General features: G+C 54.3%; 14 protein-coding genes. 10 read left to right on the plus strand and 4 right to left on the minus strand.

Annotation, left to right across the window (positions count from 1 at the left end):
- Window positions 1-69 precede the first annotated feature (69 nt).
- Window positions 70-1,320: a diaminopimelate decarboxylase gene (gene lysA / locus QNH99_RS04830; RefSeq protein ID WP_145394493.1), complete on the plus strand. Its 1,251-nt coding sequence runs from the start codon at window positions 70-72 to the stop codon at window positions 1,318-1,320.
- An 88-nt stretch (window positions 1,321-1,408) separates the two neighbouring features.
- Here the strand turns inward: lysA and QNH99_RS04835 are convergent, their stop codons facing one another.
- The 4 genes from QNH99_RS04835 to mutH all read right to left on the minus strand — a co-directional run bounded on the left by QNH99_RS04835 (window position 1,409) and on the right by mutH (window position 4,414).
- Window positions 1,409-2,449, minus strand: coding sequence for an NADP(H)-dependent aldo-keto reductase (locus QNH99_RS04835; RefSeq protein ID WP_063880793.1), 1,041 nt, complete (start codon window positions 2,447-2,449; stop codon window positions 1,409-1,411).
- A 139-nt stretch (window positions 2,450-2,588) separates the two neighbouring features.
- Window positions 2,589-2,807, minus strand: a complete 219-nt coding sequence (locus tag QNH99_RS04840; protein ID WP_283355080.1) for a YgdI/YgdR family lipoprotein — start codon at window positions 2,805-2,807, stop codon at window positions 2,589-2,591.
- A 118-nt stretch (window positions 2,808-2,925) separates the two neighbouring features.
- The gene (locus QNH99_RS04845) at window positions 2,926-3,636 is read right to left on the minus strand and encodes a TerC family protein (RefSeq protein ID WP_063880791.1); all 711 of its coding nucleotides are present in this window, start codon (window positions 3,634-3,636) and stop codon (window positions 2,926-2,928) included.
- A 100-nt stretch (window positions 3,637-3,736) separates the two neighbouring features.
- Window positions 3,737-4,414 (minus strand): DNA mismatch repair endonuclease MutH, encoded by a 678-nt coding sequence (mutH, locus tag QNH99_RS04850; protein ID WP_096011765.1) that lies wholly within the window; start codon window positions 4,412-4,414, stop codon window positions 3,737-3,739.
- 686 nt (window positions 4,415-5,100) lie between these two features.
- Here mutH and rppH point away from each other — a divergent pair.
- The 9 genes from rppH to recC all read left to right on the plus strand — a co-directional run bounded on the left by rppH (window position 5,101) and on the right by recC (window position 15,033).
- Window positions 5,101-5,628: an RNA pyrophosphohydrolase gene (gene rppH, locus QNH99_RS04855; RefSeq protein ID WP_013026988.1), complete on the plus strand. Its 528-nt coding sequence runs from the start codon at window positions 5,101-5,103 to the stop codon at window positions 5,626-5,628.
- A 12-nt stretch (window positions 5,629-5,640) separates the two neighbouring features.
- The gene (gene ptsP / locus QNH99_RS04860) at window positions 5,641-7,887 is read left to right on the plus strand and encodes a phosphoenolpyruvate--protein phosphotransferase (protein ID WP_096011764.1); all 2,247 of its coding nucleotides are present in this window, start codon (window positions 5,641-5,643) and stop codon (window positions 7,885-7,887) included.
- 109 nt (window positions 7,888-7,996) lie between these two features.
- Window positions 7,997-8,878 carry a prolipoprotein diacylglyceryl transferase gene (lgt, locus tag QNH99_RS04865; protein ID WP_063881243.1) on the plus strand — a complete coding sequence of 294 codons (882 nt, stop codon included), beginning with the start codon at window positions 7,997-7,999 and terminating at the stop codon, window positions 8,876-8,878.
- Entirely contained in the window at window positions 8,875-9,669 is a 795-nt protein-coding gene (thyA, locus tag QNH99_RS04870; RefSeq protein ID WP_063880788.1) for a thymidylate synthase, read from the plus strand. Before lgt ends, thyA begins: the two co-directional genes overlap by 4 nt.
- A 191-nt stretch (window positions 9,670-9,860) precedes the next feature.
- Window positions 9,861-10,331 carry a prepilin peptidase-dependent protein gene (locus tag QNH99_RS04875; protein WP_063880787.1) on the plus strand — a complete coding sequence of 157 codons (471 nt, stop codon included), beginning with the start codon at window positions 9,861-9,863 and terminating at the stop codon, window positions 10,329-10,331.
- Window positions 10,328-10,855, plus strand: a complete 528-nt coding sequence (locus tag QNH99_RS04880; protein ID WP_109717010.1) for a prepilin peptidase-dependent protein — start codon at window positions 10,328-10,330, stop codon at window positions 10,853-10,855. Before QNH99_RS04875 ends, QNH99_RS04880 begins: the two co-directional genes overlap by 4 nt.
- Window positions 10,852-11,256 carry a DUF2509 family protein gene (locus QNH99_RS04885; RefSeq protein ID WP_241568292.1) on the plus strand — a complete coding sequence of 135 codons (405 nt, stop codon included), beginning with the start codon at window positions 10,852-10,854 and terminating at the stop codon, window positions 11,254-11,256. The genes QNH99_RS04880 and QNH99_RS04885 overlap by 4 nt, the downstream gene beginning before the upstream one ends.
- On the plus strand, window positions 11,216-11,542 hold the full coding sequence (locus QNH99_RS04890) for a prepilin-type N-terminal cleavage/methylation domain-containing protein (RefSeq protein ID WP_256853132.1): 327 nt from the start codon (window positions 11,216-11,218) through the stop codon (window positions 11,540-11,542). The genes QNH99_RS04885 and QNH99_RS04890 overlap by 41 nt, the downstream gene beginning before the upstream one ends.
- A 113-nt stretch (window positions 11,543-11,655) precedes the next feature.
- Window positions 11,656-15,033 (plus strand): exodeoxyribonuclease V subunit gamma, encoded by a 3,378-nt coding sequence (gene recC / locus QNH99_RS04895; protein ID WP_283355079.1) that lies wholly within the window; start codon window positions 11,656-11,658, stop codon window positions 15,031-15,033.
- The last annotated feature ends 48 nt before the right edge of the window (window positions 15,034-15,081 follow it).

A 15,081-nucleotide genomic window follows, 5' to 3' on the forward strand; every position in this document is an offset into this window, starting at 1 on the left:
TTAAAACAGATATTTTTCGGCATGGCACGATTCTGGCTTAATGGCTTTATTGCCACAGGAGAAAATTTCATGCCTCGTCCACTCAATACGACTGAATCTGCCCTCAACGTTGACCATTTATTGCCGCTAGCGCGCCAGTATAACGGTCCATTCTGGGCCTATGATGCGCAGATTATTCAACAGCGCATTGCCCAACTGCACGCCTTCGACGTGGTGCGTTTTGCGCAAAAAGCCTGTTCTAACACGCACATTCTGCGCCTGATGCATGCTGCGGGAGTAAAAGTCGATTCAGTTTCCCTGGGCGAGATTGAGCGTGCGCTGGTGGCGGGCTTTAAGCCCAACAGCGATGAAATCGTCTTTACCGCTGATGTTCTGGATAACGCCACGTTGGCCAGGATAGCTGAACTCAAGGTGCCGGTGAATGCCGGCTCCGTCGACATGCTGCATCAACTGGGTGCCGTGTCTCCCGGACACGCGGTCTGGCTGCGTATCAATCCGGGTTTTGGTCACGGCCACAGCCAAAAAACCAATACTGGCGGCGAAAACAGTAAACACGGTATCTGGCCCAGCGATCTGCCTGCTGCACAGGCCGCCATTGAACAATATGGACTGCGCCTCATCGGTATTCATATGCATATCGGTTCAGGCGTGGACTATGCGCACCTGCAGCAGGTCTGCGATGCGATGGTCGATCTGGTGGTGCAATTTGGTCAGGATATTGAGGCTATCTCTGCCGGCGGCGGTCTGTCTGTTCCCTATCACTATGGGGAAGACGCGATCGATACCGATCACTATTTTGGCCTGTGGGATGCCGCACGTCAGCGCGTAGCTGAACATCTGGGCCATGCCGTGAAGCTGGAAATTGAACCCGGCCGTTTCCTGGTCGCAGAGTCAGGTGTGCTGGTTTCGCAGGTTCGGGCGGTAAAAGAGATGGGCAGTCGTCACTTTGTGCTGGTGGATGCAGGCTTCAGTGATTTGATGCGCCCATCCATGTACGGCAGCTACCACCATATCTCTCTGATGGCCGGTGATAACCGGACTATCAACGAGCAAACGACGATCGATAGCGTGGTCGCGGGGCCTCTGTGCGAGTCAGGCGATGTTTTTACCCAGCTTGAAGGTGGCAAGGTGGAAACCCGGGCGATTCCAGCCGCTAAAGTCGGTGATTACCTGGTGTTTCATGATACCGGCGCTTACGGCGCGTCGATGTCTTCCAACTACAACAGCCGTCCGCTGATTCCTGAGATCCTGTTCGAAAACGGCGAGCCGCGGGAAATTCGTCGCGCGCAACGCATTGAGGAACTGCTGGCGCTGGAATGAGCCTAATGCGCGCAGTCAGGCTGTCGGGAAAGGGAAAGACGATGGCCGATATACGCCAGCCGCGCAACAGCCCGGCTGGCAGTGCATATCAAGGTGCAGGATAGGTATAACGGCGATGGATCGCTTCAAGCGCTTCCAGAACCTCATTGCTGAGGGTCAGGTTGGCGCTGTCAATATTGATCTGTAACTGGTCCAGCGTGGTCGCGCCCAGCAGGGTGCTGGAAACAAAGGGTTGCTGACGGACAAAAGCCAGTGCCATTTGTGAAGGATCAAGCTGATGCTGTTGAGCCAGCGCCACATATTCCGCCACCGCCAGTTGCGACTGCTCGCCGCTGTAACGTGTAAAGCGGCTAAACAAAGTATTACGCGCGCCAGCAGGTTGCGCACCGTTAAGGTATTTTCCGCTCAGCGTACCAAAAGCCAGGCATGAATAGGCCAGCAGTTCCACGCCTTCATGTTGACTGATTTCCGCCAGGCCCACTTCAAAGCTGCGATTCAGCAGGCTGTAGGGATTTTGAATAGAGACGATACGCGGTAGCTCGTGCTTTTCAGCCAGTTGCAGGTAACGCATTACGCCCCACGGCGTTTCATTCGATACGCCGATATAACGAATTTTGCCTGCCCGTACCTGCTCGGCCAGTGCTTCCAGCGTTTCTAACAAGGTGACAGGCACGCTGTTCTCACTGTATTGATAGCCGAGCTTGCCAAAGAAGTTGGTTTGGCGCTGCGGCCAGTGCAGCTGATACAGGTCAATGTAGTCGGTATTGAGGCGCTTCAGGCTGGCGTCCAGCGCTTCGCGAATATTTTTGCGATCCAGCGCCATGTTAGGGCGAATCGATGCATCGTTGCCGCGCGTCGGCCCGGCGACTTTACTGGCGAGAATGATTTTATCCCGGCTGCCGGTCTTTTTTAACCAGCTACCAATATACTTTTCGGTCAACCCCTGGGTTTCGGGACGCGGCGGTACCGGATACATCTCGGCGGTATCAATCAGGTTAATGCCCGAACTGACAGCTAAATCCAGTTGAGCGTGGGCGTCGGCTTCGCTGTTTTGCTCACCAAACGTCATGGTGCCCAATCCAAGCTGGCTGACTTCCAGCGTGCTATGGGGGATACGGTGATAATGCATTGCCGGCTTCCTTTTCTGTAGGGATAAGTATTCTGTCTTCAGGGACTATAGCGCGAGGCGTAGCGGGTAACAAAGGGGAACAACAAAGAGAAGTAGCCTGCCGACGAGGGGAGTGGCGACAGGCTGATACGTTTCGCATCTAGCGTTCAATAATGGTCGAGACTTCATCACTGTTAATCTGCACGGTATGGCCCGACTGATCGGTGTACTGCACCAGCCCCGTTTCTTTATCAATACTCGGTTTGCCTTCGGTCATAATCATACGGCCATCTTTTGTTGCCATGACATAATTGGAACTACATCCCGCTAATGTCACCGCAGCAGCGGCCAGTAATACAATTTTAATCAGCCCTTTCATTATGCTTATCCTCACGAATCGTCCATAGCAAAAAGTGTAGTAATAAATCCTTTTACCGATTGGGTTAATCGTATCAATCTGAAAATAACGGGGCGGCGCGGGGCCGCCCTTGACAATGCTAGCTCACTTTTTTCTTACTGCGCATAAGGTTAAGGCACTCAACGGCCATTGAGAAGAACATGGCAAAATAAATGTAACCTTTTGGTACATGCACGGCGAAACTTTCCAGAATCAGGGTGAAACCCACCAAAATCAGGAACGAAAGTGCCAGCATTTTTACCGACGGATGGCGATCAACGAACTCGCCAATAGTGCGGGCAGCAAACATCATCATGAGCACGGCAATGACGACCGCCGCCATCATAATAAACAGATGGTCAGAGAGGCCCACGGCCGTAATCACCGAGTCGAGACTAAAAATGATGTCGAGCAACATGATTTGGACAATCGCCCCAAAGAACGAGTTAACGTTGCTCTTGTGCTCGGTTTCCTCGCCTTCAATGGTTTCATGAATCTCCATGCTGGATTTCCACAGCAAAAATAATCCCCCAAACAGGAGGATCAGATCGCGTGCTGAAAAAGCATGATCCATCAGCGTGAAAAGCGGGTTGGTGAGTTTAGCGACCCAGGCAATGGAGGCCAGTAAACCCAGACGCATTAGCATGGCACCCATCAAACCGATACGACGTGCGCGGGCTTGCTGGTGTTTGGGAAGTTTCGCCACCACTAGCGACAGAAAGATAATGTTATCAATGCCCAGCACCACTTCCAGAATGGTCAGGGTACCCAGCGCCAGCCAGGCGTTGGGATCGTAAATCCAATCGAACATACCTGCACTCATATCCTAAACGAAAATTAAACAAAGATTATACGCACCAAATTTGTCTAACTCACCTTTAAATACAGTATCGGACATGAGAACGCCGTCGTCAGACCAGGAAATGACGCGCCAGTAAGGGGCCGGTAAAGCTTTTCTTGAGATAAAAACCACGTGGCAGCGTCATGATCGGCTGTCCGCGATCGCCAATCCCTTCGGTTAACGCTTTGCTGTTGGCCGCTTTCGGGCGAATCTGCAGCCAGGCACCATGACGGGCGGTAATACGTTCCACCTTGCCCAGTACGATCATATCCATTAACTCTTCCCAGTCCTGACGCAGCATCTCATCTTCCTGCGCGTCAGGGCTCCACAGCAGTGGCGCGCCAACCCGACGTTCGGCTAAGGGGATTTCACGCTCGCCTTCTACCGGGACCCACAGGACGCGCGCCAGCTTATGGCGAACATGGCTGTTTTGCCACGTCACACCGCTGTTACCGGTGAGTGGCGCGACGCACACAAACGTGGTTTCCAGCGGCTTGCCATAGCGATCGACAGGGATCGTTTTTAGTTCTATCCCCAGATGGGCAAAATCCTGTTCTGCTTTACTGCCCGCGCTGGCACCTAAGTGTAATTCCAGCAGCATACCTACCCAGCCTTTGTCCCGTTTAAGGTTGGCAGGCATCGGAATGCCCGCCTGTTCAGCCAGGGTTTGCAGCGTTAAACCCGCCAGCGTTTGTGCGCGTGACAGCAACGTTGCCTCATCTTCAGGTGGCCCGGGAAGGAATGTCATGTGAATAACTCATAATGATTAATAATTAAGCAGCCTGCGGCAACCTAAGGTTTTCCACAGGAAAGAACGCGGTATAACTCACATAATAACATGAAACATAGTACTTTTTTTTGAAGTGAAATTTGCCTGCTCTCACTAATGTAGCAGGTTATCCCAACTTGCTATCAACAATGAACAGGATCTCAGGCCCAGTTATCCACAGAAAAATGGGATAACCCTGGCTGGAACGGCCTACTGGTTCCATTTACAGCCTTGACTTTGCCAGTTTTTGACAAGAATTGGCCGTTTTGATGCAAGCTTAAGCCGATTGCTGTGGATAAAAAGCGTTGTGGTGGATCTTTAGCCAATTGTCAGCGTGAAGGATTTGTCCGGTGGATTTTCAGTGGGTAAAAAGCGGGTTATGCAAAAAAATTATCTTACATTTCAATTGAAAAAGACAATCTGGTTTTGAGCCTCCTCCGAAGTATCCTGAGATGTTATTCAGTTAACTCCCGCGTTCTGCACAAAGCTATCCACAGAAAACGTGAATAAGATCGCTCTTTTTAGTGGTCTTTGTTTATAACTTCGCATTAGTCTGTGAGTTATCCCAGTATTACGCCTGTAACCGCCCGCAAATCCAGTGGTTTACCGCCTGTAAGGAGTGTGAAACAATCAGACCATTCAATTTTAGCTTTTGAGGTAGTCCGGTGATCGATGATGATGGCTACCGCCCGAATGTTGGTATCGTAATTTGTAACAGGCAGGGGCAAGTGTTATGGGCCAGGCGCTTTGGACAGCACTCCTGGCAATTTCCTCAGGGAGGCATCAATCCCGGTGAAACCGCAGAACAGGCAATGTATCGCGAACTGTTCGAAGAAGTCGGGTTACACCGCAAAGATGTTCGAATACTTGCTTCTACCCGTAACTGGTTACGCTACAAGTTGCCAAAACGTTTGGTGCGTTGGGACACAAAACCGGTTTGTATTGGTCAGAAACAAAAGTGGTTTCTTCTGCAGTTGATGTGTAATGACGCAGATATTAATGTGCAACACAGCAGCACGCCGGAATTCGACGGCTGGCGGTGGGTAAGTTTTTGGTATCCGGTACGTCAGGTTGTTTCTTTTAAGCGCGATGTTTATCGTCGGGTTATGAAAGAATTTGCTGGCGTTGTCATGTCCATGCAGGAGAGTGCGGTGCAGCGAAATCATCCTGCCCATCGACGTAAAAGAGGATAGGCCACGCCCTTTATGCTCACTCAGTTGCGAGAAATTGTTGAAAAGGTGGCGAGTGCGCCACGTCTGAATGAAGCACTCGACATTCTGGTTAATGAGATCTGCCTGGCGATGGAAACGGAAGTTTGTTCCGTCTACCTCGCCGATCACGAACGTCGCTGTTATTACCTGATGGCCACACGCGGCCTGAAAAAACCGCGTGGCTTAACGGTCAAGCTGGCGTTTGATGAAGGTATTGTGGGCCTGGTGGGGCGACTTGCCGAGCCAATTAACCTTGCCGATGCGCAGAGCCATCCCAGCTATAAGTACATCCCTTCTGTAAAGGAAGAGCGCTATCGCTCTTTCCTTGGCGTGCCTATTATCAGCCGCCGTCAGCTCATGGGCGTGTTGGTGGTTCAGCAGCGTGAACATCGACAGTTTGATGAAAGCGAGGAGTCGTTTCTCGTTACCTTAGCCACGCAGCTGGCAGCGCTACTGTCTCAATCGCAGTTGAGTCAGTTGTTCGGTCAGTATCGTCTGGCGCGCATTCGGGCCATTGCTGCCGCGCCAGGTGTCGCTGTCGCTCCTGGATGGGTGGATGAAACCCAGCCGCTGCTTGATCAGGTTTCTGCCGCCTCGACGCTGGATCAGCAACGTGAACGCGAACGTTTATCGCTGGCGATGAGTGAAGCCGCCAATGAATTTCGTCGCTTCAGCAAACGCTTTACCGCCAGCGCGCAGAAAGAGAGCGCGGCGATCTTCGACCTCTACTCACACCTGTTAACTGACGCACGGTTGAAAAAAGATCTCTTTGCTGAGATCGAACGCGGATCGGTCGCCGAGTGGGCGGTCAAAACCGTGATTGAAAAGTTTGCCGCCCAGTTTGCCAGCCTGACGGACAGCTACCTGAAAGAGCGCGCAGGCGATCTGCGGGTGCTGGGGCAGCGCTTGCTGTTTCACCTCGATGATTCTCTGGTGGGCGTCAACGCCTGGCCTGAGCGTTTCGTCCTGGTGGCGGATGAACTGACGGCGACAACGCTGGCGGAAATTCCCCACGAGCGGCTGGCGGGGATTGTGGTCCGCGACGGCGCGGCAAACTCCCACGCGGCCATTTTAACCCGCGCGATGGGGATTCCGACCGTCATGGGCGCGGACATTCAGCCCAGTCAGTTAAACAAACGTCTGCTGATTGTCGATGGCTATCGCGGCGAACTGCTGATCGATCCTGAACCGGTGCTGGTGCAGGAGTACCAACGGTTAATCAGTGAAGAAAATGCCCTCAGTAAAATGGCTGAAGGCGGCGTGGACAGGCCTGGTGAACTGAGAAGCGGTCAGCGCGTGCAGGTCATGCTCAATGCGGGGTTAAGCCCGGAGCATGAGCAGACGCTGGGCAGTTGGGTTGACGGTATTGGCCTTTATCGCACTGAAATTCCCTTTATGCTGCAGAGCGGCTTCCCGTCCGAAGAAGAGCAGGTTGCTCAGTATCAGGGCATGTTACAACTGTTCCATGAAAAACCGGTTACGCTGCGCACGCTGGATATCGGGGCAGACAAACAGTTGCCGTACATGCCGATTAGTGAAGAGAACCCTTGCCTGGGCTGGCGGGGCATTCGTCTCACGCTCGACCAACCCGAGATTTTTATGGTGCAGGTGCGCGCCATGCTGCGTGCTAACGCCGCGTCAGGCAATCTGAGCATTTTACTGCCGATGATTAGCCATATCGATGAGATCGACGAGGCCAAACGCCTTATTCAACGCGCCGGAACGGAAGTGGAAGAGATGCTCGGCTATACGATTCCGAAGCCGCGCATCGGGATTATGATTGAAGTGCCTTCCATGGTGTTTATGATCCCGCATCTGGCCTCACGCGTCGATTTTGTGTCTGTCGGGACCAATGACCTGACCCAGTATTTACTGGCGGTGGATCGCAACAATACGCGCGTGGCGAATCTGTATGATTCACTGCATCCGGCGATGCTGCGCGCGCTGCAGGCCATTTCCATTGAAGCCCATTTGGCGAATCTGGAATTATGCTTGTGTGGTGAAATGGCGGGCGATCCGATGTGTGTGGCGCTCTTGATAGGGATGGGATATCACCATCTCAGCATGAACGGCAAGAATGTCTCGCGCGTAAAATATCTGCTGCGCCATCTGGATTATGAAGAAGTGCAGAAACTCAGTACCCAGGCGCTCAAAGCTTACTCGGCGTCAGATGTGCGTCAGCTGGTGTCGGCGTTTATGGAAGAGCGCGGTCTGGGCGGCCTGATTCGGGGTGGGCGTTAACCCAGGTTACATTTCTGCGGCTACTCAGAAAACTGGCTGTGCTATCATGCCCAGCCCTAATTTATGTGCATCACGTCCCCTTTTCAGGGCTGAAAATATACGGTGAATGATGAATAACGGCTATATCGCATTTCCGCAGTTCGACCCGGTAATCTTCTCGATCGGACCGCTTTCGCTTCACTGGTACGGATTGATGTATCTGGTGGGTTTTGTTTTCGCCATGTGGCTGGCGGTGCGTCGGGCGAACAAGCCGGGCAGCGGCTGGAAAAAAGAGGAAGTAGAAAACCTGCTTTACGCCGGTTTCCTGGGCGTTTTCCTGGGTGGACGTATTGGTTACGTGCTGTTTTATAACCTGCCCCTGTTTCTCGATAACCCACTGTACCTGTTCAAAGTCTGGGATGGCGGTATGTCATTCCACGGTGGACTGATTGGCGTGATTCTGGTGATGCTGATCTTCGCTCGCCGTACCAAACGACATTTCTTCCAGGTTTCAGACTTTATTGCGCCTCTGATTCCGTTTGGCCTCGGTGCTGGTCGCCTTGGTAATTTCATCAATGGTGAGTTGTGGGGCCGCGTGGATCCCAACTTCCGTTTTGCCATGCTGTTCCCGGGTTCGCGCAGCGAAGATATCGCGCTGGCAGCCAACAACCCACAATATCAGGCATTACTGAACACTTATGGCGTACTGCCACGTCATCCTTCACAGCTCTATGAGCTGTTTCTTGAAGGCATCGTGCTGTTCATTATCCTGAACCTGTTTATTCGTAAACCACGCCCGATGGGCAGCGTTTCTGGCCTGTTCCTGATCGGCTACGGCTGCTTCCGCTTTATTGTCGAATTCTTCCGTCAGCCCGACGCACAGCTTGGTTTGCTCACCGGTGGACTCAGCATGGGACAACTGCTGTCTCTGCCCATGATCATTGCCGGTGTGATTATGATGATTTGGGCGTACCGTCGTCGCCCGCAGCAACAACTTCACGAGGAAAAATGAAACAGTATCTGGACTTAATGCGCTACGTGTTGAACGAAGGCACACCAAAATCTGACCGTACCGGTACAGGCACGCTTTCAATTTTTGGTCACCAGATGCGTTTTAATCTGCAGGATGGTTTTCCGCTGGTCACCACCAAGAAGTGCCATCTGCGCTCCATCATTCATGAACTGCTCTGGTTTCTGCAAGGCGATACCAACATTGGTTACCTCAAAGAAAACAAGGTTTCAATTTGGGATGAGTGGGCGGATGAACAAGGTAATCTGGGGCCGGTTTACGGCAAGCAGTGGCGTAGTTGGGGCACGGCAAGCGGCCAGGAGATTGATCAAATCACCAAGGTGATTGAACAACTGAAACGCGATCCGGATTCCCGCCGCATTATTGTGTCCGCCTGGAACGTCGGTGAGCTGGACGAGATGGCGCTGGCACCCTGCCATGCATTTTTCCAGTTCTATGTTGCCGACGGCAAACTGTCCTGCCAGCTTTACCAGCGCTCTTGCGACATCTTCCTCGGCCTGCCGTTTAATATCGCGAGTTATGCGCTGCTGGTGCATATGGTGGCGCAGCAGTGCGATCTGGAAGTGGGCGATTTCGTCTGGACCGGGGGCGATACGCACCTGTACAGCAATCACCTTGAGCAGGCTCGCCTGCAGCTAACGCGTGAGCCGCGGCCCCTGCCTAAGCTTATTATCAAGCGCAAGCCAGCGTCGCTGTTTGATTATCACTTCGACGATTTCGAGATTGAAGGCTACGATCCGCATCCAGCGATTAAAGCGCCGGTTGCCGTTTAAATCTCACCCCATAAAAAACCCCGGTATGGCGCTGTATACCGGGGTTTTTATTGTTTGTCTGGCGTAACATTGCGGCGTTGATCGCAAACTTTTGTTTAAACACAACAACCAGATAAACGCCTCTGCAGCGCCGCTTCCCGTTCCCGGTTTTTCACTTTGCCAGACCGCCCGCCACACCGCACTCTACTGCCATGAAAAAACAAACGTCAAAAGGTTTCACGCTGGCAGAGCTGCTGTTCGTCATGGTGATTGTCGGTATTCTCAGTGCATTTGCCACTCAGGGCTGGCAACGCTGGCAGCAGCGTCAACAGCTACGGGACAGCGCCCGGCAACTGCAGAACTTCCTGCTCAGCGTGCGGGCGCAGGCCAACTGGCAAAACCGTGACTTTATTCTGTGGGCGCGCACGACCCAGCCCTGGTGCGTTGGTGTAGCCGAACCACCGGTCAACGGCTGTGAGGCCGCCAGGCGTCTGCATTTTATTGCGCCGCACGCGGATGTCGCCTTGCAGCCGTTGCGCGGTGAACCCGGTTTTTACGGACGCCGCAACGTTGCCAAAGCCGGTAGCATTGAGCTGGTGAATGCGGCAGGACGAATACGGCTGATTATCTCTTCACGGGCACGGATTCGCCTGTGTCTGGCAGATGAAGCGGGCTGTGAATGAAAATGGCCGGATTTAGCCTGCTGGAAATGCTGATTGCGATGTCCATCAGTGCGGTACTGATGGTCGGGGCGGGGCGCTTTATGCCGCTGCTGCTGGGTGAAAACCTCAGGCTGCAACAGCGGGTGCAGTTGCGCCTGGAGTTGCAGCAAATACTGTCTACCCTGGAAAAAGCCGTGCGCAGGGCGGGATATTGCCAGGGAGAATGTGGCAGCGGGGGAGTGACGGTAGCGGAGAGCTGTCTGCTTATTCGCGTTGATGAAAACAGCAACGGTCACTGGGAAGGGATCAGCCACAGCGAAAGCGACTATTACGGCTATCGTCTGCGGCAAAAACAGCTGGAGATGCAGCGCGGTGTGGATAACTGTAACGGCGGTGGATGGGAGCGCTTGTCCGATCCCGCTTTTCTCTCCGTGGAAGCCTTTGATGTGCAGCGGGAAGGTCGCCTGATCAACATTTTGCTGCAGGGCCGGTCTGGTCAACAGGACGAAACGGTAGCGCGCTGGGTCGAGGGCATGAATTTGTGAAGGCGCAGGGCAACAGTGCGCTGGGCATGGTGTTGATCATTATGCTGACAGGGAGCCTGACGCTGCATGCCAGCCGTGAGATGCTGGCGCAGGGGATGAGCGGAGTGGCCGATGAACAGCGTTTCATTCAGGGATTCTGGCAGGCACAGTCGGCGCTGCAGTGGGGGCTGACATTACAGTGGCCGGAACAACAGACGTTGACCTGCCAGCAGGAGAAACAGTATGGCTGGCAGAGCTGCCTGCAGAGAACCGCAGATGATAAGGGATTGCTTAAAGGTGAAGACCGCACCAGTGAGATGGCCTCATGGCACTGGGTCAGAGTGCAGGGTCGCCGTCTTCATCCCTTGCCGCAAGGCTGGATTGACTACTGCCCGCTGGCCGCAGCGGAAGACTGCTTCTGATGCGGGAGGATTCAGCCTGCCGGAAGCCCTGTTTGCTCTGCTCCTGATGGCCGTCAGCACCAGCGCTCTGCTGCAGTATCACCGGGTGCTGACGCTGGGATTCAGCCAGCAGTGGCAACAACGCGAAGCCTGGCGCGTGGCAGAGCAACGGCTGCTCGGCCGCGAGGTGCCGGGCTGGCAATCCCGGTCAGAGAAAACCCAGGGGCCGGCGGGCTGTGTGCTGGAAAAAGCTGAGGTAAGCGGGCCGCATCAACGTCACGCCAGCCTGATGCGTGTAACCTGTTAACCGCCAGGGGGCGCTATCGCCCACCGCCTTTTGTTAGGCTTCAAATGCGATACGCGGTAGAGTGAATACCCTCTGACGTCGCTATGCCGTTTTGATTTTCCACAGGAGTTTTCATGTTTCACGTTTATCACTCTAATCAGCTTGATCTGCTCAAAAGCCTGGCAGCCAGAGTGATTAAACTGGACCCACTTGACGATCCCTTCGCCTCAGAAATGGTTCTGGTGCAGAGTCCGGGCATGGCGCAATGGTTACAGATGGAACTGGCACAAACCTTTGGTATTGCGGCGAATATCGAATTCCCGCTACCGGCCAGCTTTATCTGGGAAATGTTTGTTCGCGTCCTGCCGGACATTCCGGTCGAAAGTGCCTTCAGTAAAGCCAGCATGAGCTGGAAGCTGATGCATCGTTTACCCTCACTGCTGCGTCAGGATGAGTTTGCCTCGCTGCGTCATTACCTGAGCGACGATGGCGACAAGCGCAAGCTGTTTCAGCTCAGCGCCCGTATCGCTGACCTGTTTGACCAGTATCTGGTTTATCGCGCCGACTGGCTGAACAGTTGGGAACGTGGCCAAAACATTGACGGCCTGGGCGATGCCCAGATCTGGCAGGCGGCGCTGTGGCGTGACTTAGTGAATTACACCGAGGAACTGGGCCAGCCTAAATGGCACCGTGCCAACCTCTATGCGCGCTTTATTCATACGCTGGAGCAGGCGCAGACCGCCCCGGCTAACCTGCCCGAGCGGGTTTTTATTTGTGGTATTTCAGCGCTTCCGCCGGTCTATCTGCAGGCGTTGCAGGCGCTGGGCCGCCACATTGATATTTATCTGCTGTTCACGAATCCCTGCCGCGATTACTGGGGCGACATTCAGGATTATGCCTTTCTGGCGAAGTTACAAAGTCGTCAGCGTCGCCGCCACGATCGGGACGAATACCGTGGATTGTTTAGTGACGCGGCGCGCGCGCCTGCGCTGTTCAGTGAGCAGGGCGAGCAGCAGCTGACTAACCCGCTCCTGGCCTCCTGGGGCAAGCTGGGGCGCGATAATCTTTATCTGCTCAGCCAGATGGATCTCAACAGCGAAATTGACGCCTTTGTCGATGTTGAAGAAGACAACCTGCTACACAGCATGCAGCACGATCTTCTCAACCTGCAGGACAACGCGGTGATTGGCCTGACGGCGGATGAACTGGCCTACAGCGGACAAAAGCGTCAGCTTGACCCCGAGGATCGCTCGATCGCCATACAGGTCTGCCACAGCGTGCAACGTGAAGTGGAAGTGCTGCAGGATCATTTACTGGCGCTGATGGAGGCCAGTCCTGGGTTAAAAGCGCGCGATATCATCGTCATGGTGGCAGACATTGACGCTTATGCGCCCTTTATTCAGGCCGTGTTTGCCAATGCGCCGACCGAACGCTATCTGCCCTTTGCCATCTCTGACCGTCGGGCCAGCCAGGCGCATCCGGCGATTGTCGCTTTTTTGCAGTTACTGGCGCTGCCCGACAGCCGTTTTGTCTCAGAGGATGTGCTGGCGCTGCTGGACGTACCCGCCTTAGCGAATCACTTCTCTATTGATGAGAGCGGACTGCGTTTACTGCGGCGCTGGGTAAGTGAGTCCGGCGTGCGCTGGGGGCTGGATGATGCCAGCGTTGAGGCATTGTCCTTGCCAGTTACCGGTCAGCACACCTGGCGCTTTGGCCTGCAACGCATGCTGCTTGGCTATGCGATGGAAAGTCAGCATGGCGACTGGCAGGGCATTTTACCTTACGATGAGTCGAGCGGGCTGGTGGCCGAACTGGCGGGCCATCTGGCCGAACTGTTGTCACGGCTTAATCACTGGCGTCAGGTCTTGTCCGAACCGCGCCCGCTGGAAGCCTGGCTGCCTTTATGCCGCGAGCTGCTCAATGCGTTCTTTACGGCCGATACGGAAACTGAAGCCGCATTACTGCTGGTGGAAGAGCAGTGGAAGGCGCTGATTGAATATGGCATGGACGCACGTTTCGATGAGCCGATCCCGGTGGTATTGCTGCGTGACGATCTGCGCGGTCGGCTGGACCAGCAGCGCATCAGCCAACGCTTTCTTGCCGGGCAAATCAACTTTTGTACCCTGATGCCGATGCGCTCCATTCCTTTCCGTGTCGTATGCTTACTGGGCATGAATGACGGCGTTTATCCGCGCACCTTAGCGCCGCTGGGATTTGACCTGATGCAGCATCAGTCGCGCAAAGGCGACCGCAGCCGACGTGATGATGACCGCTACCTGTTTCTGGAGGCCCTGATTTCGGCACAGCAACAGCTCTATATCAGCTATATCGGACGCGCAATCCAGGACAACACCGAACGCTATCCCTCAGTACTGGTCACTGAATTACTGGAGTATATCGGGCAAAGTTTCTACCTGCCCGGGGATGAGGATCTGGATCTGGACGAGAGCGCACTGCGGGTCAGGGCGCATCTGGAACATTTACACAGCCGCATGCCGTTTGCGCCGGAAAACTTCCAGCCCGCGTCGACGGCACGCAGCTTTGCCCGCGAGTGGCTCCCGGCCGCGCAAGGCACCGGCCAGCCGCAACCTGATTTTGTCCAGCCCCTGCTCACTCCGCCCGTAGAGACACTCGCCCTGGAGCAGTTCCTGCGATTCTGGCGTCATCCGGTTCGGGCCTGGTTTCAGCAACGTCTGGGCGTCAGTTTCTGGCTTGAGGAAAATGAACTGCCCGATAGCGAGCCTTTTGCCCTGGACAGCCTGGAGCGTTACCAGATTAATGCCCAGTTACTGAATGCATTGGTGACGGGCGATGACACCGATCGTCTTTATGCACATCATCGCGCCGCAGGAAACTTACCTTACGGTGCCTTTGGCGAGCTGTTCTGGCAGGCTCAGCGCGAAGAGATGCAGGAGGTGGCGGCGGAAGTGAGCAGTCAACGCAGCGAAGGTGAAAGCTGGGAGATCAATCTGGATCTGGACGGCGTCAGGTTATCCGGTTGGCTGACCCAGGTGCAGAGCGATGGTCTGTTGCGCTGGCGTCCGGGCGTGCTGAATATCAATGATGGTTTATTACTGTGGCTCGAGCATTTAGTTTATTGTGCACTGGGCGGTAACGGCAGAAGCCGGATGTTTGGCCGACAGCACAGTTACTGGTGCTTCCACGCCGTTACGCCGGATGACGCCATCGCCACGTTAGCGCGCTACATGCAAGGTTATCTGCAGGGAATGCGGGAACCCTTAATGCTGCTGACCAAAAGCGGCGGTGCCTGGCTCAACGCCTGTTTCGATAAAAAAAGCCAACAGTTCCTGACGGATGAGGCGACTCAGCTCAAAGCCCGTAATAGTTTACTGGCGGCCTGGGTGGGCGGTTATCAGCAGGAGGGCGAGGGGAGCGATCCCTATTTGCAGCGGTTGTGCAGGGCACTGGACGCGTCTCATGTACAGCGCATAACCGAGGCCGCGGAGCACTGGTACTTGCCGGTACTGCAGGCCCATCAGGACGATCGGTAAGTCACACCTTTACAGGTGATGAGAACACCAAAAACGTTTGTTGTATTT

This window comes from Pantoea allii, from assembly GCF_046529425.1.
GTDB classification, from domain to species: domain Bacteria; phylum Pseudomonadota; class Gammaproteobacteria; order Enterobacterales; family Enterobacteriaceae; genus Pantoea; species Pantoea allii.

Excerpts from the sequence above, each read along its gene's own strand:
- QNH99_RS04845 (WP_063880791.1), bottom strand. The coding sequence starts at position 3,636 with ATGTTCGATTGGATTTACGATCCCAACGCCTGGCTGGCGCTGGGTACC.
- thyA (WP_063880788.1), top strand. The coding sequence starts at position 8,875 with ATGAAACAGTATCTGGACTTAATGCGCTACGTGTTGAACGAAGGCACA.
- QNH99_RS04840 (WP_283355080.1), bottom strand. The coding sequence starts at position 2,807 with ATGAAAGGGCTGATTAAAATTGTATTACTGGCCGCTGCTGCGGTGACA.
- QNH99_RS04875 (WP_063880787.1), top strand. The coding sequence starts at position 9,861 with ATGAAAAAACAAACGTCAAAAGGTTTCACGCTGGCAGAGCTGCTGTTC.
- QNH99_RS04835 (WP_063880793.1), bottom strand. The coding sequence starts at position 2,449 with ATGCATTATCACCGTATCCCCCATAGCACGCTGGAAGTCAGCCAGCTT.
- lgt (WP_063881243.1), top strand. The coding sequence starts at position 7,997 with ATGAATAACGGCTATATCGCATTTCCGCAGTTCGACCCGGTAATCTTC.
- ptsP (WP_096011764.1), top strand. The coding sequence starts at position 5,641 with ATGCTCACTCAGTTGCGAGAAATTGTTGAAAAGGTGGCGAGTGCGCCA.
- mutH (WP_096011765.1), bottom strand. The coding sequence starts at position 4,414 with ATGACATTCCTTCCCGGGCCACCTGAAGATGAGGCAACGTTGCTGTCA.
- lysA (WP_145394493.1), top strand. The coding sequence starts at position 70 with ATGCCTCGTCCACTCAATACGACTGAATCTGCCCTCAACGTTGACCAT.
- QNH99_RS04880 (WP_109717010.1), top strand. The coding sequence starts at position 10,328 with ATGAAAATGGCCGGATTTAGCCTGCTGGAAATGCTGATTGCGATGTCC.
- recC (WP_283355079.1), top strand. The coding sequence starts at position 11,656 with ATGTTTCACGTTTATCACTCTAATCAGCTTGATCTGCTCAAAAGCCTG.